The 18639-nt window shown below is 50.6% G+C and carries 19 protein-coding genes and 2 tRNA genes; 11 read left to right on the plus strand and 10 right to left on the minus strand.

Going from position 1 to position 18639, the window contains the following annotated elements; all coding sequences use genetic code 11:
* Positions 1–161: 161 nt before the first annotated feature.
* The 3 genes from HPY90_RS09765 to HPY90_RS09775 form a co-directional block, all read right to left on the minus strand.
* Positions 162–809 (minus strand): acetate uptake transporter, encoded by a 648-nt coding sequence (locus HPY90_RS09765; protein WP_287194071.1) that lies wholly within the window; start codon positions 807–809, stop codon positions 162–164.
* Between the two features lie 207 nt (positions 810–1016).
* Positions 1017–1553: a hypothetical protein gene (locus HPY90_RS09770; protein WP_013175871.1), complete on the minus strand. Its 537-nt coding sequence runs from the start codon at positions 1551–1553 to the stop codon at positions 1017–1019.
* Positions 1553–1825, minus strand: a complete 273-nt coding sequence (locus HPY90_RS09775; protein WP_013175870.1) for a hypothetical protein — start codon at positions 1823–1825, stop codon at positions 1553–1555. Before HPY90_RS09775 ends, HPY90_RS09770 begins: the two co-directional genes overlap by 1 nt.
* A 290-nt stretch (positions 1826–2115) precedes the next feature.
* On the opposite strand from HPY90_RS09775, the gene HPY90_RS09780 reads away from it, so the two are divergent.
* Positions 2116–2403 (plus strand): hypothetical protein, encoded by a 288-nt coding sequence (locus tag HPY90_RS09780; protein WP_287194075.1) that lies wholly within the window; start codon positions 2116–2118, stop codon positions 2401–2403.
* A gap of 249 nt (positions 2404–2652) precedes the next feature.
* Here the strand turns inward: HPY90_RS09780 and HPY90_RS09785 are convergent.
* The 3 genes from HPY90_RS09785 to HPY90_RS09795 form a co-directional block, all read right to left on the minus strand.
* A tRNA-Pro gene (locus HPY90_RS09785) sits at positions 2653–2729 on the minus strand.
* 70 nt (positions 2730–2799) lie between these two features.
* Positions 2800–3684 carry a hypothetical protein gene (locus HPY90_RS09790; protein WP_013175868.1) on the minus strand — a complete coding sequence of 295 codons (885 nt, stop codon included), beginning with the start codon at positions 3682–3684 and terminating at the stop codon, positions 2800–2802.
* Positions 3685–3703: 19 nt separating this feature from the next.
* Positions 3704–4138 (minus strand): hypothetical protein, encoded by a 435-nt coding sequence (locus tag HPY90_RS09795; protein WP_287194077.1) that lies wholly within the window; start codon positions 4136–4138, stop codon positions 3704–3706.
* Between the two features lie 285 nt (positions 4139–4423).
* On the opposite strand from HPY90_RS09795, the gene HPY90_RS09800 reads away from it, so the two are divergent.
* From HPY90_RS09800 to pyk, 6 genes are all read left to right on the plus strand, one after another.
* Positions 4424–4726: a carboxymuconolactone decarboxylase family protein gene (locus tag HPY90_RS09800; protein WP_013175866.1), complete on the plus strand. Its 303-nt coding sequence runs from the start codon at positions 4424–4426 to the stop codon at positions 4724–4726.
* A 43-nt stretch (positions 4727–4769) separates the two neighbouring features.
* Positions 4770–4964 (plus strand): alpha/beta-type small acid-soluble spore protein, encoded by a 195-nt coding sequence (locus HPY90_RS09805; protein ID WP_013175865.1) that lies wholly within the window; start codon positions 4770–4772, stop codon positions 4962–4964.
* A 44-nt stretch (positions 4965–5008) separates the two neighbouring features.
* Positions 5009–8404 (plus strand): DNA polymerase III subunit alpha, encoded by a 3396-nt coding sequence (locus HPY90_RS09810; RefSeq protein ID WP_287194081.1) that lies wholly within the window; start codon positions 5009–5011, stop codon positions 8402–8404.
* 14 nt (positions 8405–8418) lie between these two features.
* Entirely contained in the window at positions 8419–8646 is a 228-nt protein-coding gene (mtrB, locus tag HPY90_RS09815; RefSeq protein ID WP_287194083.1) for a trp RNA-binding attenuation protein MtrB, read from the plus strand.
* Positions 8647–8710: 64 nt separating this feature from the next.
* Positions 8711–9670 carry a 6-phosphofructokinase gene (gene pfkA / locus HPY90_RS09820; protein ID WP_287194084.1) on the plus strand — a complete coding sequence of 320 codons (960 nt, stop codon included), beginning with the start codon at positions 8711–8713 and terminating at the stop codon, positions 9668–9670.
* Positions 9671–9733: 63 nt separating this feature from the next.
* A complete protein-coding gene (gene pyk, locus HPY90_RS09825; protein ID WP_287194085.1) occupies positions 9734–11479 on the plus strand; it encodes a pyruvate kinase in 1746 nt (581 codons plus the stop codon).
* Between the two features lie 62 nt (positions 11480–11541).
* Here pyk and HPY90_RS09830 read toward each other — a convergent pair whose 3' ends face one another.
* The 3 genes from HPY90_RS09830 to HPY90_RS09840 all read right to left on the minus strand — a co-directional run bounded on the left by HPY90_RS09830 (position 11542) and on the right by HPY90_RS09840 (position 12804).
* Positions 11542–12045 carry a peptidoglycan-binding domain-containing protein gene (locus HPY90_RS09830; RefSeq protein ID WP_273699304.1) on the minus strand — a complete coding sequence of 168 codons (504 nt, stop codon included), beginning with the start codon at positions 12043–12045 and terminating at the stop codon, positions 11542–11544.
* 65 nt (positions 12046–12110) lie between these two features.
* Positions 12111–12368: a DUF4911 domain-containing protein gene (locus tag HPY90_RS09835; protein WP_273699305.1), complete on the minus strand. Its 258-nt coding sequence runs from the start codon at positions 12366–12368 to the stop codon at positions 12111–12113.
* Between the two features lie 103 nt (positions 12369–12471).
* Positions 12472–12804 (minus strand): TOBE domain-containing protein, encoded by a 333-nt coding sequence (locus HPY90_RS09840; protein WP_287194088.1) that lies wholly within the window; start codon positions 12802–12804, stop codon positions 12472–12474.
* A 131-nt stretch (positions 12805–12935) separates the two neighbouring features.
* Here HPY90_RS09840 and HPY90_RS09845 point away from each other — a divergent pair, with 131 nt between their 5' ends.
* Both HPY90_RS09845 and recO read left to right on the plus strand, forming a co-directional pair.
* Positions 12936–13856, plus strand: a complete 921-nt coding sequence (locus HPY90_RS09845) for a uroporphyrinogen decarboxylase family protein (protein ID WP_287194090.1) — start codon at positions 12936–12938, stop codon at positions 13854–13856.
* A 7-nt stretch (positions 13857–13863) separates the two neighbouring features.
* Positions 13864–14616 carry a DNA repair protein RecO gene (recO, locus tag HPY90_RS09850; RefSeq protein WP_287194092.1) on the plus strand — a complete coding sequence of 251 codons (753 nt, stop codon included), beginning with the start codon at positions 13864–13866 and terminating at the stop codon, positions 14614–14616.
* Positions 14617–14649: 33 nt separating this feature from the next.
* On the opposite strand, the gene HPY90_RS09855 is transcribed toward recO, so the two are convergent.
* Positions 14650–14737, minus strand: a tRNA-Leu gene (locus HPY90_RS09855).
* 397 nt (positions 14738–15134) lie between these two features.
* Here HPY90_RS09855 and polA point away from each other — a divergent pair.
* Together polA and mutM are read left to right on the plus strand one after the other, a co-directional pair.
* Positions 15135–17750: a DNA polymerase I gene (gene polA / locus HPY90_RS09860; RefSeq protein WP_287194094.1), complete on the plus strand. Its 2616-nt coding sequence runs from the start codon at positions 15135–15137 to the stop codon at positions 17748–17750.
* A complete protein-coding gene (gene mutM / locus HPY90_RS09865; RefSeq protein WP_287194096.1) occupies positions 17743–18546 on the plus strand; it encodes a bifunctional DNA-formamidopyrimidine glycosylase/DNA-(apurinic or apyrimidinic site) lyase in 804 nt (267 codons plus the stop codon). Before polA ends, mutM begins: the two co-directional genes overlap by 8 nt.
* The last annotated feature ends 93 nt before the right edge of the window (positions 18547–18639 follow it).

Consider the following 18639-nt stretch of genomic DNA (forward strand, 5'->3'; position numbering starts at 1 on the left):
ACCAAGGACTAATCAGCTTGTATGAGACATATCGGAAACTCTGTAGTGTTTCATGAACCGCCGTATACCGAACGGTACGTACGGTGGTGTGAGAGGACGGGGGTTAGCCGCCCCCTCCTACTCGATTAGTGTGCTATTTATTAAGTCAAGCTAACCGGTATCTATTTAACCCAAGGGCCGAAGGGCTTGCCGACCGGTAATACCGCCTGGTTGTAGTGAGTATTCAGTACAGAGGCTGCTGAACCGTAGAATGAGAAGATGGAGATCAAGAGTTCGGACCATGCTGCTAGCTTGTGCCAAGTTTCTCCTCCCCAACCCAGCGTGCTCATAAAGAGACCCAGGAACAACAGGTCGATAAGGAAGAAGATGATGAAGAGCACCTTGTTGGTCCCCATGGAGCCAATGGTCATATACACGGTGAAAATGAAGTAGCCGAGGAAAGCAAACCCCAGTTGCCTGATGTCACCGGTGGCAGCTACGGCTTGCCCGAACATGCCCATCTTTATCATCCAGGTCATGGCTACTCCGAACCAGAAGAAACCGTAACCGCAGAACGCGGTGGCTCCGAACGTGTTGTTGTGTTTGAAGTCGTATAAGCCGGCTACAAATTGGGCCAGTGCTCCTAGAAATATGGCCCAGGGCAGAACATAAGCAACGCTTCCAGTAGGCCCGCCGGTAAGGCCTAGCTTTTGGCTAGAGGCAACCAGAGTAACCATGGCAAGCCCTAGGAGTCCCAGGGCAGAGGGGTTACCGACTAATTCTTGGACATGACCTACTACTTTTACTTCTTTAACATCGTTGTTTTTCATTCGTGCTAGCGAACCTCCTTGCAAAGTTTAGGCTGAAATGGGCTTCCGTGGCTAATCGATATCACCACCTCCTAGTTAAACGCCCCCATAAAACCAATGGCCAAAGAGGCCTGGAAAATTAAGGGCATGAGAATCATTTCACAGCGGGATAATTTCGCCATAAGCGGAGAAAATCCTGCTCGATATTTTCCAATCTTTTGGGTATGGTTAACGGTAGGTGGTGGAAATGCGGGTAAACTCGTCCAAAATGTGTTTGATGGTAGCCAATTCTTCACTGATAAAGCTGACAAACTGAAGGGACTTGTCACCGGTTTCGGTGATAAACTGACAAAAGCCTAAAGCTGCGGTAAGAGGGTTTCTGATCTCGGTGAGGGCGTTTATAGCCAGCTGTCCGACTACCGTCAGGGTTTCGGCTTTGAGGAGAGTACGTTCTAAACGATGAGCCGGGGTTTCATCGGCGACGGTTACGATTATTTCCTTATATCCTTCATCAAGGCTCTGGGCTGTTACCGCATATGTGAGGTATTGGTTGTGGGTTTCGAAAAACAGAAACCTGGTCTTAGGAGCAGACTGAATACGGCTTTGCCGGGCTAGCTCTTTGATTTCATCGTAAAGCAGGCCCGGTGTTTCTAACTTCGATGCTAAGACGCTGCTGGTCCGGTTGCTGTACCTTATTTCCAAGTTGTCACCGTAGACTAGGACCCCAATGCATATGTTGTCGAGGACTCTAAACAGGTCCAACATCAGTGTTCCCCCGCCAAACCGCAGTCTTGTTCTTCAGAAGTGGAATAAGATACTCTCAGGCGGTAAACGGATTGTTGCCCATGGCCAGACTTGGTAATGATACCCAAACTGACCAGGTCTTCCAGGACCGATCTTACAGGTTCCGCATCGAGCCAAAGCCGACGAGTGAGCCCTTCCAAGGTGTCTCTCGTATGTGGATATTGCCTGAAAAGCGACAAAATTTCGATCTTAGCTATAGCTCTAGATAAAGAGTCGTTTTTTCCGACCTGCATGTCCAAACATCCTGCCTTTACTCTAGATATTTACTGCAAGAGACAGCAGACGCACACACCGAAAATTATTATACACCATCTGTCCAGTTCCTGCTAGGTTCTCCTAAAATTTATATAATTACTACAAAAAGTACTTTAAGTGGCAAAGCAATCACTCCAGCCTTAAGACAGGAAACTCAAACAGATCTGGTTTAATGGATGGCGATGACCCTCCTAAGGACCCTTTAGTATACACTGCCCTGTATTCGGGAAAGACTACCTCATGAATATAAACCGAAGGAGGAAGGAAAATGGCCAGAAAAGGTCAGGTAGTAAGCAAGAGAGAGTTCTTAGGGGGAAAGGAGTTTGCCAAAGAACAGTACGAAGGATTGTTGGTAACCGCTGATCCTCAAAGCGGTAACCTGCAAATTGGGGTCGAGTTAGATGAAGACAGAGTTGTGGTAATAGACGAGGCCACAGAGCGGAATATCCGCGAACGTATTCAGAGCTTGGTTCCGCAGGTCCAGGATATCCAAAACAAATACCGGGCGGATGCGGCAAGCAACAACTACCAGGAGTTATGGCTCGGTGAAGAGTAACGCCTCTGCCAGGCAGCGGTGCTACACGGTCCTCAAACCTGATTCGGCAGGAGCAAGAGTATTATACTCAAGATTAGATTTTACGGTAAACGAATTCTGGACTTAACCCCAGCTGAGACCCCGGAAGCAGTGTTGGCATTTGTTTCGCAAGTACGGACAGGCGGGGTAGATCGTGTGCTGGTGTGTACCAGAGGCGCAATTGAGACGGAAAAAATAAAGGACTTCTATGATTGAAGTCCTTTGTTTCCATGGTCGGGATGACTGGATTTGAACCAGCGACCTCCTGGTCCCGAACCAGGCGCTCTACCAAGCTGAGCCACATCCCGGTGACCATATATACCTTGTGAAACTGACACCTAAAATCTTATCACCGGGATTGAAGAAAATCAAGGGTGTTCACAAGGGTGGCAACCTGAGCACCCGATACCTTAGGGAAGCAATGAGGTTCTTAGGGGGATGGCTTATACGGTTAACGCCGAATTCTGGGACTGAAGGCGGAGCCTTCCCACGCGACCTGATGATTAATTTTGCAAGAATGGGGCTATCGTTATTGCCCTGTTTTGGTGCTACAGAAGCATCTTCGATACAGGCCACTTGCGCCGTTGCCCGGGTAAGGTCATTTTGGATGAAGTGAATGGTGGCGGTTAACTGGTTTTCCATCCTCTCTTGGCTCCCCCGGAGTTGCTGCCAGGTTATTTCAGTTTCGTACAGGTTTATGCATTCCTGCACGGTTGAAGCCCGTCCGGTTTCTAAGTAGGACTTGAACTTCTCGAGGGTTTCGGGTTGCCTGTATGCGGGGTGTATTTGGGAATTTTCAATGACTTCCAGGTACATTTTCAGCAGTCTGCTCGCTTTTTTGAGGTTTTTCCTGGCCAGCTTAATGTCTTCCTGGCTCTGGGTGAGCAGGGCCTCTCTATCAGTCTCCCACCTTTGCAAAGCTTCTTTATAACGGTCACACGCCTTTTCGTATTCCTTGTAGGCAATGTAGTATTCTTTGAGCCTGTGGTTATACTCTTCGCAGGCCTTTTCGTACTCCAGCTTTTTACGCCTGGTTACCAGTGGAATGTAATTTAGGATACGTCGTTCAGGCGGAGAAGGCTTGTCCGGTTTTTCTCCCGGTGGCTCCGGCTCTTTAGGGGTTATGTCCGGGTGACGAATAAATTTCATTCTTTCCCGTATGAGAGCTTTGTAATAACTCACCTTGTCTGACAATATTTTGAATTCATGGTGAGCGAGCAGGCACATTTCAATGTTGACCAAAGGTTCAGGCTTAGGCTTCATTATTGACTCCTCCCGCTAATCACGTTAATTTCTTGATGGATTGGTAGTGTTTGACCACTTTATCGTTGGGCAAGGGGGGCTCGGCTAGTGAACACAGGTACTGAAGGTCTGTCGCGTTCACACATTCGGCTGCAGGCGTGTAGGAGGTAAAGAAAACGGTGGTATTAGTCCTGGGGTAATAGTATGGACCAAGAACGGGTAGGAAACTGTTGTCCAAATTCATTTCAAGGTCTTCTTTTGCTTTCAGAACCTCGTCGAAAAACGAGACCCACGATGCGACAACCGGGTTTTCTGATTCCTGACAAGAAGCTTTTTCTTTGAGCAGGCGGTAGGTTTGAAATTCGATTTCTAGATCCCGATGATGGTGGTACTCTAGGATGGCCTCAGGAGGGTAGTTTTCAAAAACCGAAATATCATAACGTTTGAGCGGCTTGCCAATCAGGTGGCTGAACAAAGGTAATACCTCCTTTCTCCAGGTTAGGCATGTAAAGTATTTCTACAGATAACAAAAAATACCTGCAAGCAATGAAAAAATTTTTCGGCACAGGGGTCGGCACAGGGGGACGGTTCTGTTGTGATCACTAAAAGTGATCACAACAGAACCGTCCCCCTGATCGAGGTTTATAGAGGGAGAAACTTCCTTTATAATGGTTTCAGGATAACGATTTTGCAGTTGTGAGTTGAGGCCGATAGTTTCGAAAGGCAACATGTTTGTGACAAGGGGAGGCGAGCTTTTGCCATGGAGGTAAGGATACCCTGGTTTGTAGAGAAAATGAGAGATATCGATCCTGTGTTTTATCAACAGTTAAAAGCGGTTGTAGAACTGGCCATGACTCCCGGTGCCCTTGATGCTAAGACGAAATACCTGATTACCTTGGCCCTGGATGCGTACAAGGGGGCTCAGGAAGGGGTAAAAGTACTGGCGGCTCAGGCACGGGGAGCCGGTGCCACGGACATGGAGATCTGCGAGGCCCTGCGGTTAGCTTATTACGTTGCGGGGATGGATGCGGTCAAGACTTCGTTAGCTGCATTTCAAGATTAAGGTTGCTGGTTCCTGGGCAAAGCTATTACCGGAGGAGATAGGGATGAACAAAAACAGGAACACGGGTAAGGGCCCAGGTGCTAAGGCAAAACTGACTCCGGTAGAGAAGCTTAAACTCGAGATACTCGCGGAACTCGGTCTCCTGGAGAAAGTGGAACGTGAAGGCTGGAAGGCTTTGACTTTGGCTGAGTGCGGCCGGGTAGGAGGAATTCTGAACAGCCGTTTGAGAAGGATTTGACTAAAAAAAGCGAAACACAAAAATAACGAAACACAGGTGGTTCCATGCAAGGATTTGTGCATCTTCACACCCATTCCGAATACAGTCTCTTGGACGGGGCGGTACGTGTATCGTCACTGGTTAAAAGGGCCAAAGAGTTGGGTATGCCTGCATTGGCCATAACGGATCACGGTGTTCTCTACGGGGTAATCGATTTCTACAAACAAGCTAGAAAAGCCGGAATTAAACCTATTATTGGTTGCGAGGTATACGTTGCTCCGCGGCACAGATTCGACCGGACACCCAAGGTGGATGATGCTCTGTACCATTTGACTCTTCTCTGCGAGAACCAGGACGGATACCGTAACCTGGTGCAGATGGTAAGCAAGGCTTTTCTGGAGGGGTTCTATTACAAACCGCGGGTGGACAAGGAATTGTTAGAGCAGCACGGCCGAGGGCTCATAGCGCTCTCCGGGTGCATCGCCGGCGAGGTACCTGAACTGCTTCTGGCTGGCAATTATGAGGAGGCCAGGGCGGTTGCCGGCTATTTTCGAGAGGTTTTTGGTGAGAACAACTTTTTCCTAGAGGTCCAAGATCACGGTTTGAGCGAACAGCGGGTGGTTAATGAGGCTATGTGTCATTTGAGCCGGGAACTGGATGTGCCCCTAGTGGCGACCAATGACGTTCACTACCTCAACCGGGACGACGCTTTTATCCACGATGTCCTGCTCTGCATCCAGACCGGAAAGGTTCTTACGGACGAATCGCGGATGAGGTTCCCTTGTCCGGAGTTTTATTTTAAGTCAGGGGAAGAAATGAGCAGCTTGTTCGCTCATATACCCGAAGCGGTTACCAACACTGTGACCATTGCAGAAAGGTGTTCAGTTGATTTCGGATTTGACAGTTTTTGTCTGCCGGAATTCCCTTTACCGGAAGGAGCTACCGCCGAATCGTACCTCGAAGACCTTGCCTGGAAGAAGTTGCGGGAAAGGTTTGCTCATCCCGGTACGAAAGTTATAGACCGTCTGAGGCTTGAGCTGGATGTCATCAACCGGATGGGGTTTGCAGGTTATTTCCTCATCGTACAAGACCTGGTGCACTGGGCTAAGAACCGGGGAATAAGGGTGGGGCCCGGAAGGGGATCGGCTGCAGGCAGCCTGGTATCGTATGTGCTGGGCATCACCGACATCAATCCCCTGGAGTATGGACTGCTATTTGAACGTTTCTTAAACCCGGAGAGAATAACCATGCCGGATATCGACATCGATTTTTGTTTCGAGAAACGGGACCAGGTCATAAACTACGTTATCGAAAAGTACGGCAGCGATCGGGTGGCCCAGATCATTACATTCGGTACTATGGCAGCCCGAGCGGCCATACGTGATGTAGGGAGGGTTTTGGAGTACCCGTACAGCGAGGTTGACCGCATTGCCAAAATGGTACCGGCAGAACTGGGTATAAGTTTGGACCGGGCTCTTGACGTCTCGGGCGACCTGGCAGAAGCCTACAAGAACGATTTTCGGGTGCGAAGGCTAGTGGATACTGCCCGGGCTCTCGAAGGTTTCCCACGGCACGCTTCGGTTCACGCCGCTGGTGTGGTTATCGGGCGAGAAAGCCTGAGCCGTGTGCTACCCCTGCAGAGGACCGTAGACGGGCACGTAGTAACCCAGTTTACCAAGGAGACGGTGGAAGAGATAGGACTTCTCAAGATGGACATCCTGGGATTGAGAACCCTGACCGTGATCGACCGCTGCCTCGATATCATCAGAAAGACCCGTGGCTACGAAATCGACATCGATCATATTTCTCTAGATGATCCTGATACCTACAGACTCCTGTCGGAAGGCGATACCGTGGGGGTCTTCCAACTGGAAAGCGAGGGTTTGAGGCGGCTTTTGCAGGAGGTTCGGCCCTCCAGTTTTGAGGATCTCATCGCCATTATAGCTCTCTACCGACCTGGACCCTTGGGAAGCGGTATGGTAGAGGACTTTGTTAACCGTAAACACGGGCGGCAACCGATAGAATACCTACACCCTAAACTGGAGCCGATTCTTCGCGAAACCTACGGGGTAATTCTTTACCAGGAACAGGTCATGAGGATTGCCAGCGAACTCGCCGACTTTAGCATGGGGGAAGCCGATGTGCTCCGCAGGGCTATGGGGAAAAAGAAACCGGACGAACTGGCAGCCCAGAGGAATAAGTTCGTGGAAGGAGCTTACCGCAACGGGATTGACAGAGAAACGGCATCATCCCTGTTTGAATTGATGGAGCATTTTGCCGGCTACGGGTTCAACAAATCCCACTCGGCGGCGTACGCGCTTGTCTCTTATCAGACCGCTTATCTCAAGGCGCACTACCCGGTTGAATACATGTGCGCCTTTCTCACCAGCGTCATCGATAACCAGGACCGGGTGGTCTACTATTTGAAGGAATGCAAGCGCATGGGGATGGATATCTTACCTCCGGACATCAACGAGAGTTTTGAGAATTTTACCGTAGCCGGAGGTAGGATCAGGTTTGGGTTGGGTGCGATAAAAAACGTAGGTATTAACGCGGTCAGATCCATAATCGAAGCCCGTAAAGAAGGAAGATTCTCTTCTCTCCTCGAGTTCTGCCTGCGGGTAGACCTGCGGCAGTTGAATAAGCGGGTCATGGAAAACTTGATTCTGGCGGGTGCTTTTGACTCGTTAGGACTCAAACGAAAGGAGGCCTTATCTCTACTGGACGAGTGTTTGGCCTTGGCTGTTGAGGTGAGGGCTGCTATGGACAGTGCACAGCCTTCTCTGTTTGTTGACGATGCCGCGGCCACGGTGGTTCAGGATCCTGTTCCCCGTTCGAAAGGGGAATTCAGTGTACAGGAGAAACTGAAGAAAGAAAAAGAAGTATTAGGCTTCTATGTTTCTCAGAACCCGTTGGAGGAATACCGCGAGGTGATTCCATATCTGATGTCACATGAGATCAGTGAACTTTCCAAACTCGATGAAGGCCAAGTGGTCCGGATCGTAGCTACGGTAACTGCTATGAAGAGGAGCCGAAGCAAAAAGGGGGAGCCTTGGGCTCGTCTGGTACTCGAGGATTTCACGGGGAAAGTCGAAGCAGTTGTTTTTCCTGCGGTTTACCGGCAGCATTACAGGCAGATAAAACTGGATACGGCTTTGGTCATTGAAGGGAAGGTTATCCACCGGGATGATTCGGTTGAGGTTGCCGTCAACCAGGTGTATCCCGTTTCTCACGAACTGAAGGAGCTGCACATCCAGGTATCGAACGCGGCTGGCACCGGGAACTCGAAGTCGGAATTGGTCAGGATTCTGGGAGGTTACTCGGGAGAAATACCAGTATACCTTCGGCTTTCAGCCAATAAGGTTATTCGTTTAGACAAGAACTTATGGGTACAGCCCAGTTTGGCTTTGAAACAGCAGCTATCTTCACTCTACGGCAGAGGAAACGTGTGGTTCAGATGAGAGGAGGCGAACGTATGGATAGGGATTACGTTGGGGAAGATTATGTGATAATCAAGGCTTTGGAAAACGGCGTCACTATAATCGGCCTGACTCGGGGAAAGGAAACCAAGTTTCACCATACTGAAAAGCTTGACAAGGGTGAGGTAATGATCGCCCAGTTTACCGAGCATACTTCAGCCATCAAAGTCAGAGGGAAGGCAGAAATACTGACTCGTTTCGGTTTGGTTACCACAGAACTGTAGTTTGGGAAAAGAAATCAATCCAACCTCGGAAAGGGCCCCAAAGAAAGGCCAAGGAGGTGATGGGATGAAGAAGATCGCGGTATTGACGAGCGGCGGCGATGCCCCGGGGATGAACGCAGCGGTGAGGGCTGTGGTTAGGGCGGGCATATACGCGGGATACCAGGTTTTCGGTGTTACCCGCGGTTTTCAGGGTCTGATAAACGGGGACTTCGTTGAGATGACCCTGGGGTCGGTAGCGGATATAATTCACCGGGGCGGGACTATCTTGAGAACCTCGCGTTGTGAAGAGTTTATGGAAGAAAAAGGGAGACTCCGGGGTTTAGAGGCTTTAAGGGATGCAGGCATTCAGGATGTCATCGGTATCGGCGGCAATGGCACGATAAGAGGACTTTATGAGTTCTCGAAACTGGGGGTAAATACCGTTGCCATTCCCGGAAGCATAGACAACGATATCCCCTACTGCGACATGTCCATCGGGTTTGACACCGCGGTAAACACGGTGGTGGGTGCCATCAATCGAATCCGGGACACGGCAACAGCCCATGAGCGCATTTTCATCGTCGAGGTAATGGGACGAGAATCCGGACACATAGCATTGACCGCCGGGCTGGCCGGCGGGGCCGAAAGCATACTTATCCCTGAGGTTCCATTTGACTTGGACCAGGTCGTGGAGAGGCTTAAGCAGGGGATGAAAAGAGGCAAGCTGCACAGCATAATCGTAGTAGCCGAAGGCTGTTGCGGCGCTTACCCGTTGGCTAGAGAAATCCAGGCCAAAACCGGCATGGATACAAAGGTTACAGTTCTCGGGCATACCCAACGGGGGGGTATGCCGAGTGCCATGGACAGGAACCTGGCGTCACGCATGGGTAAACGAGCAGTTGACCTTATCGTAGAAGGCAAAGGAAATATGATGACCGGCTACCAAGGGATGAAGATTGTTGATGTGCCTTTGGCTCAGGTCATCGAGGGCAAGAAGGATATTGACCTCGATATCTGCGAGATCGCTCGGATATTGTCTATCTAGTTTTGGAGCTTGAGAGAAACAGGTCTGGACAGGACCTTACGAAGTAAAAGGGGGGGACCCGCCTTGCGGAAGACCAAAATCATCTGTACCCTGGGACCTTCCACCGATGATTATGAGCGGTTAAAGGCTTTGATCACCAACGGCATGAATGTGGCCCGTTTGAATTTTTCGCACGGAACTTATGAAGAACATGAGCGCCGCATCCGCATGGTGCGTGAGGTGGCGCGGGAACTGAATGCGGAAGTGGGGTTGATGCTTGATACCAAAGGGCCGGAGATCAGAACCGGGCCCTTGAAAGAAGGTAAGATAGAGCTGCGTCCTGGTCAAAAGTTCGTTCTCACCAACCGCCCGGTCGAAGGTGACGAAAACGAGGTCCAGATAAGTTACCATGAGTTACCTTCGCAGGTAAAAGCGGGTGACTGCATATTGATCGCTGACGGCGTCATCCAGCTGTCTGTTTTAGAGGCGAACGACACCGACATCGTCTGCCAGGTGGTTGCGGGAGGAGTACTCGGTGAAAGGAAAGGCATAAACCTGCCGGGTGTGAGAACCAACCTGCCTTTTTTGAGCCAGAAAGACATCGAAGACATTAACTTCGGCATCCAGCAGAATATGGATTTCATTGCTGCCTCGTTCGTAAGGACGGCCGATGATGTTTTGGATATCAGACGCATATTAGAGGAAAAGGGAGCCGACATCGATATAATCGCTAAGATTGAGAGCCAGGAGGGGCTGGACAACCTGGATGACATAATAAAGGTTGCTGATGGCGTCATGGTCGCCCGGGGAGACCTGGGGGTTGAAATACCTACCGAAGAAGTACCTCTGGTGCAAAAGGTTATAATCGAGAAATGCCGGGCTCAGGGTAAGCCGGTGATAATTGCCACCCAGATGCTCGAATCGATGGTAAACGTGCCGCGCCCCACCCGGGCCGAAGCGTCAGACGTGGCTAATGCCATATTCGAGGGGGCAGACGCCATTATGCTGTCGGCAGAGACCGCAGCCGGTAAATATCCGGTAGTTGCGGTGGAAACCATGGCGCGAATAGCCCGGCGGACGGAGATGGCTTTGCCCTATGAGAACATGCTGGCGGCAAGACGATTCGAAGGCAGGCGTACCGTGACCGATGCCATCAGTTATGCCACCTGTGCTACCGCTACCGACCTGGGGGCCTCGGCCATTGTTACTGCTACAAAATCGGGCCATACGGCGAGAATGGTGGCCAAGTACCGTCCCCGGGCTCCGATCGTGGCTACTACGCCTTCACCCGAAGTGGTACGCAAGCTAACTTTGGTATGGGGGGTATACGCGATCACGGTCCCGGAAACCCACGGAACTGACCAGATGATAGAAACAGCCCTGGATGCCGCAGTCAGGCGAGGGCTAATCTCCCCCGGTGACCTGGTAGTCATAACCGCAGGTACTCCTGGAATCCCTGGGACTACCAATCTACTGAGAGTTCAAGTAGTAGGCAAGGTGCTGGTTAAGGGAACGGGTATAGGTAGCCGGGCCGTTACCAGTAAGGCGCGGGTGATACTGGATCCGGGCAAACCGGGTCCGTTTGCTCCGGGAGATATAGTGGTGGCAGTCGGAACAGACAAGGACTATATGCCGTTGCTTGAAAAGGCTGGGGGGATTATCACGGAACAGGGAGGCCTGACTTCTCATGCAGCCATAGTAGGTATTAACTTGGATATTCCTGTGATCGTGGGAGCCGCCGAAGCAACCCGTATCATCCAAGATGGGGAAACCATAACCATGGATACGGCTAGGGGACAAATCTACCGCGGCCAAGCCCAAGTGCGGTAAACGGCGTTATTATTTAGACGCTGATTAACGCAGACTTTGATGAGTTTAACAAAAAGCTTAGCTTAAGGCCTTAGTTTGGTCACCTTTTGTCTCAGCACCTGGGTGATAATGGACGTTAAAGTCTCGGTGTCGAGATAACCAGTAGCCGCTAAGTGGTTTTTTTCTTGGAACTGCTTCACTGCCTCGGGTAAACTAGATGCATCGTAACCGAGATTTTGCAACATAGCCTTGACCTCTTTGACTTCATTTTCAGTCAGGACCAAAAGCTTAGCCGAGGCAAAGGCGTCGCTGGAACGCAGTGAATTCACGGTTTGTGGTTGGCCGTACCGGGATAGAGCAGAATACGAGACCTTTTCTGCTATCGAGGAGGCGTTCGGGTCAGGCACCGAAGGTGCTTGATTTTCATCGGAATCTGCCGAATTGGTTTTAGCCGTGCCGGTGTCCGTGTAAGTCTTGCTTAGGTGAGGGACCAGGTACTCGCGAGTACTTATGAACCCCAGGGTTGTCCCTATGATCAGAGCAGAACAAATCATCAAGACCAAAAAAACGACTGTTCCCTTTTGCACCTCTCATCCCCTCCCGGTTTGACATCATTTTACTTGATTGGTTGAAAGCTTGGCAAACCTTTTCCTCATTCAACCTCTACCGCGAAGGCTAGGTGGTTGACTATTGCTTGCAGGTCAAACCGGTGGGGAGGAGTGGTATGAAGAATGATTTTTCCTTCTTTTGGGTTGACTTGGGCGGGAAAAGCCAAGTGAGAGTATCCTTCCATGATCGCCATGAGAAAGTGAACGTTATCGGGGCTCACCCTCAGTTTAAGGGTATGCCCTGGCGAAGGATCAGGCTCGACCCTTGCTAGCCTGCTGTCTCCGCGATAACGCTTAGCCATTGCCAACCTCCCCGTGGTTTTGTCCCTATTCTATATTTAGCACGGTACGATTTCAAGTATCTGGATTTCATTCAACCTTGGCTCACACACCGTAGCCCCGTTCTTACTTGGTGTCTTTTATCAACATCACCGAAGTGGCGTTGAACATGGCAAAAACTTCATCACCAGGACGCAGGCTCAAAGCATCGGCCGCGCCCGCCGTGATTACGGCTGTTACCGGTTGGTCGCCTATATCTATTACAACTTCTGTCATGCCTGAGCTTTCCTTTATGCTGGCCACTTTCCCGACTAGCTTGTTCGGGGCGCTGATTCTCACCAATATCTCCTCCTTCGTGAGTTTTCCCAGCATCATATCCGCCGGCAGCATGTCTTCGCCTATTATTTTTTGCAAATGCTCCAGTATATATTTCTTCTTTAACCGGGGAACGCCCGGCACAATTTGTCACGTGAAACCAGAGCGGGAGGGAAAGTAGGCCGTTATTGTGACCTGTAGGTACTAAGTATGGCATAATAATGCTGTGAAGTTTACGAAAAAGGTTACTTTGACGGAGGAGAACATTTCATAATATGAACCACAGAAAAAGAGTACTGGCTTCCATAAGACATCAGGCACTGGACCGGATTCCATTAGGGGAACTGGTCATTCCGGACGGGTTAGTGGAGAGGGCCTTTGGGGTAAAGCCTCGGGGCGATAGGGCCAGGCTTTGTTTGAGAAAAGAGTTTTTGGACGAGTTGGGAATGGATCTGGTGGTGGTGGATGCTTCAAGGCAGATGACAGGAGATAGCATAGGTAGCAAGTCTTGCGCAGTGAGTGAGGTTGAGTTCTGGGCCCGTGAAAGCGACTTTTTTGTTTTCGTGCTTTTTGAGGGTGGTTTTACTAGGGCTTTGAATCTATTCGGGTGGCAAGACTTTTTCCGGGTTCTGGCCAAATCCCCCGGGGACGTTGTGTCGGTCATCGGGGAAACCTGCCAGAGCTTGGAGGGCACGGCATTGGAGATGCTGCAGGCTGGGGCCGACGGTATTATCATCGGTGATGACATCGCTTATCGAAAGGGGCTTTTCGTAAGTCCCGAGCTTTTACGGGAGGTGTTGTGGGGACCTTTGGCCAGGATGATCGAGAGGATTAAGGTGAGGGTGGGGGCCCCGGTGTTCTTCCATTCGGAAGGCAACATTTGGCAGGCCTTGCCCGATATCGTTGGTGCAGGCTTTGACGGGGTACATTCTCTGGAGCCGAGTTCGGGCATGGACTTGGGGGAGGTACGAAGGGTTTTTGGGGAGACTTTGTGCCTGATGGGTAATTTAGAAGTTCAATACCTGTTGTGCCATGAGGAATCCGATTTGGTTCGAGAGGTGACCGGCATATTGGAAGTGGTGGGTAACGGAGCCGGGTTCATCTTTAGTACAACCGGGGGGCTTATCGATGAGGTGGATCTGGTAAAGCTTAAGAGAATGTGCGAATTGGTTACGAGCTGGCGACCGAGCTGGTGAGGGCAGAATGGCAAAATACTACATAACCGAAGCTATAGTTTTAAAAAATCAGGATTTCATAGAAACCGACAAAATAGTAACGTTCTTTGCCCGTCGGGAAGGAAAATTGAGGGCGGTAGCCAAAGGCATTAAGAAACCGAACAGTTCTCTGCGAGGAGCGGTACAGCCTTTTTGTTTTTCATGCCTGCACCTTAGCCGCGGGCGCGAGTTGGATCTGATTACTCAAGGAAGGATCATCGAGTTTTTTGGGTATGTACGGGATGACATGGTTAAAACGTTACACAGCCTGTATTTGATGGAGCTGCTGGATAAAAGCCTGGCCGAGGCCGACCCGCACCCGGAGGTTTTCGATGCCACATTGACTGTTCTCCGTTGTCTGGAGGATGGACCGTTTTCTCCTCTGGCTGTTCGCTGGTTTGAACTGAAGCTAGCCCGAGAATTAGGATATGCGCTCGGTTTGCAGAAGTGTATACTTTGCGGTCGCGGAAAGGCGGTTGTTCTCAGCATCAAAGACGGGGGTGTTCTCTGCGACCGGTGTAATCGGGCGAGCACGGATAACCTTATTTTCGCATTGGATGGTGAGCTTTGGGCTTTGTTACGCGACCTGGAGCAGAAGGATGTTTCTTTCTTGCAAAGGGTGAAGCCGTCTGCTCGAGCTTTGCGGGTGGCTGAACAGATACTGGAAAGGTACCTCGAATACCACCTCGGGCACAGGTTTAACACCAAAAGCGTTATAAGAAACCTACTGGAGGATAAATAAAAAAGGGGTGCATAAACCCCTCAAGTTTGGCTATGGTGGCCGAGGTGGGATTCGAACCCACACGAGGGTTGACCTCACTTGATTTTGAGTCAAGCACGTCTGCCAGTTCCATCACTCGGCCGTCTGTCGATGATATAATTTGCGGCTTTTGCAACGACTATTATACCACAGCACCGCGTTTTTGCAAGGGCAAAGAAGGGAGATGCCAGAATGAAGGAAATGCGGAGCCCGGCGTGGAAAGTTGTGCTCGGTCTCATAAGTGGGCCACAGATAAACACTGATTAACACCGATTAAGATTTGACGCTGATTAACGCAGACCCCCACGACACCTAACGGTGTCACCACTAGAGAACGATCAACCGACCTTTCCAAGAAACACGGCAACAATTATGCCAAAAAATTTATAATCATCTGTGAAAATCTGTATAAATCTGTGTGCATCTGTGGTTTATTTTCGGGGACAGATTACCGTGAGGGCTTGTGTGGTTCAAATATCAGTAAAGGTGGTTTAAGAACATTGGGTCAAGAACGCGTGATGATTATAGACGGGAACAGCTTGCTTTATCGAGCTTTTTATGCTTTGCCGCTGTTGCGTAATCGGCGCGGTACTTTTACCAATGCGGTCTACGGTTTTCTCAACATGCTGTCTAAAGTGCTATCGGAGTACCAGCCTTCACATATCATAGTAGCTTTTGACAAGGACCGGAGGACGTTGCGCTCAGAAGAATATGGCGAGTACAAAATTCACCGACCGCCGGCTCCGCCTGAACTTAGAGAACAGTTCGGGATTTTGAGAGAGGTGTTAGAAGCTCTGAACGTTTCCTACATCGAAATGAGCGGTTATGAGGCAGATGACATCATTGGGACCTTGAGTGTCAGGGCTGGGGAGCAGGGTTTACCCTGTATTATCGTGACCGGGGACCAGGATGAACTGCAGCTGGTTTCACCGGGAATCGAAGTTTTGGTAACTAAAAAGGGAATAAGCGAAATGGAAAGGTACGATTTACAGGCTGTACACGGGAAATGGGAGGTCTCTCCTTACCAGTTGCCGGACGTAAAAGGTTTAATGGGAGACGCTTCCGACAACATTCCGGGTGTGCCTGGCATTGGCCGTAAGACCGCAATCAAACTGGTAAAGCAGTACGGCTCGCTGGAAGGAATCTACGCCAACCTGAATGAGATTACGCCCGTTAGGTTGCGGGAACTACTCACGGCCCACAAAGACCAGGCTTTTCTCAGCCGCAAGCTGGCAACTATTGTTAAGGATGTGCCTTTAGAAGTTGAATTCGAAAAACTGAGACGGCGACCTCCGCAGCGGGAACGGTTGGTGAGGGTTTACCAGGAGCTCGAGTTCAATTCTTTACTGAAAGATTTGGACAAGGATAAGCCGCCCGCCGAATCGCCTACAGGACCAGTAATCGTGGGGGATGCTGGCCAGGTACTCGACATAATCCGGGATCTAAGACCGGATGAAGAAGTTAGCCTGTATTTATTAGCCGACTATCACCACCCGATGTGGGCTAAGCCCAAGAGCCTTTTTATCGCCAATGGCGAAGATGTTTATGTGTTCGAAGTAGAGCAGGACCCGCGGGCTGCCTTGGAAAAACTGCGGGCGTTTTTGGAAAACGAAGAGATTGGGAAACTGGTGCACAACGGTAAGTTCATAGAAGTTGTACTCAAGAGGTACGGGTTGAAATTACAAGGCGTGCGCGGCGATACCCTGCTGTTATCGTATGTGCTGGATCCGGGGTTTTCTGGGGAGACGCTCAGCGAACATCTTTTTCATTATCTGGGTGAAGTGGTCGATGAAAAGATGGATCCGGGCCTCGCCGTTCGGGGGCTGAAAAAACTACACCAAGTTCTGGAGGAAAAACTGGGGAGCCAGGATCTTGTAAACCTTTACAAGGTCGTTGAATTGCCGCTGTCTCCAGTTTTAGCCGATATGGAGTTTACCGGGATTAAGGTGGATCCGAGAATTCTAGCGGAGATTTCCCAGGAGTTAGCTCTCCGCATAGCCGAAGACCAGGCCCGCATTTACCAGGTGGCCGGGCAGGAATTCAACATCAACTCTACTCGCCAGCTGGGCAAGGTATTGTTTGAAGATCTGGGCCTGCCTCCGGTGAAGAAGACCAAGACCGGGTACTCGACCAGTGCCGAGGTGCTGGAAGAACTGTATGGATCCCACGAGATAATCGAACACATCGTCGAATACCGGACTTTGGCCAAACTCAAATCCACCTACGTCGATACGTTCCCCGGGTACATTCATCCCGAAACAGGAAGGGTCCATACGGTTTTCAAACAAGCGGTTACTGCTACAGGGCGTTTATCCAGTGTTGAGCCTAATTTACAGAACATCCCGATTCGCATGGAAGAAGGCAGACGTATCAGGAAGGCGTTCGTGCCGGGTGACGAAGACCATATCCTGCTCTCGTGCGATTACTCCCAGATCGACCTGCGTTCACTGGCTCATATGAGCGGCGACGAGAATTTAATCGAAACTTTTCGCCAGGGGATTGACATTCACCAGCGAACTGCTTCCGAAATATTCAAGGTCCCCCTGGATCAGGTGACTCCGGATCTGCGGCGGAAGGCCAAGGCGGTGAACTTCGGCATAGTTTACGGGATAAGTGATTTCGGGTTAGCCAGGGGGACAGGGGTTACCAGGGAAGAGGCCAAGGCTTACATCGAGAGATATCTGGACAGCTACCCCGGGGTTCGCAGGTACATGCAGGAAGTAGTGGCCATGGGGCGAGAAAAGGGTTATGTTTCGACCGTACTGGGACGGCGGCGGTATCTTCCTGACCTTTTAAGCAGTAACCGAACGGTGAGGAGTATGGCGGAAAGAATGGCATTAAACGCTCCGATTCAAGGAACATCGGCTGATATAATCAAACTGGCTATGCTGTCAGTATACAGGGAATTGAAGCGGCGTAACCTGCGTTCGAGGATGTTGCTGCAGGTTCACGATGACCTGGTTTTCGAAGTGCCGTTGGAGGAGCTTGAGGAAGTGGCCTTGCTGGTGCGAGACTGCATGGAAAACGCCTTTGAACTGAAGGTGCCACTGGAGGTAGAGGTCAAGGTGGGAGCCAACTGGTATGACATGAAACGGTGGGAAATCAGCAATGCCTGAATTGCCTGAGGTCGAAACCATCAAAAGATCGCTGGGGCCCATAGTTGGCAAGACGGTCACCGGTTTGATGGTGTTGAGATCGGACATAGTGAAACGATGCGATTTCGGGGTCGAAAATGCTGTCGGTTCCGAGATCATCGATGTTACCCGCCGGGGCAAGTACCTGGTAATAAAGTTAAGCTGTGCCCGCCACTTGGTGGTGCACCTGGGAATGACCGGGCGCTTATTGATGGTGGCGAGCAGCGAGCCAATAGCAGATCACACCCACATGGTCATAAATCTAGAAGGGGAAAAAGACGTGCGTTACCAAGACCCTAGGCGCTTTGGCAACATTAGTTTTGTAAAGGATACAGGAGGTTTTTTTTCTTCCTTGGGACCTGAACCTCTAGACCCGTCATTTGGACCAGAAGAACTGGCTCGCCGGCTAAAGCGGCGGTCCGCTTCCATCAAGCCGGTTCTGCTGGACCAAGGGGTAGTAGCCGGCATCGGCAATATCTACGCCGACGAAATCCTTTTTGCCGCCGGCCTTCATCCAGCTCGGGGGGCTTCCGAGTTAAACGAGTATGAGATCAGCCGTCTTCATGCCGCGATAAAGGAGGTAATAACCCGGGCTATCGAATGGCGGGGGACGACTTTCCGCGATTACCGCGATGGGTTCAATCAGCCCGGGCAGTTTCAGACTCATTTGGCGGTGTATGGCCGATACGGTCAACCCTGTCCCAAATGCGGCCAGCCTGTGCAAAAGACCGTGATCGGAGGCCGTACCACCCATTACTGTGCGATATGCCAAGAGTAGCCTTCGCCCAACTACGTGCTGAAGGACACGCACCTGTTCATACTCCGGCCCATATAGTAACTGTAGCTGTTAACGGTTTACGGAACACGGGAG

It is taken from the genome of Syntrophothermus sp. (genome assembly GCF_013314835.1).
In the GTDB taxonomy this organism is placed as follows: domain Bacteria; phylum Bacillota; class Syntrophomonadia; order Syntrophomonadales; family Syntrophothermaceae; genus Syntrophothermus; species Syntrophothermus lipocalidus.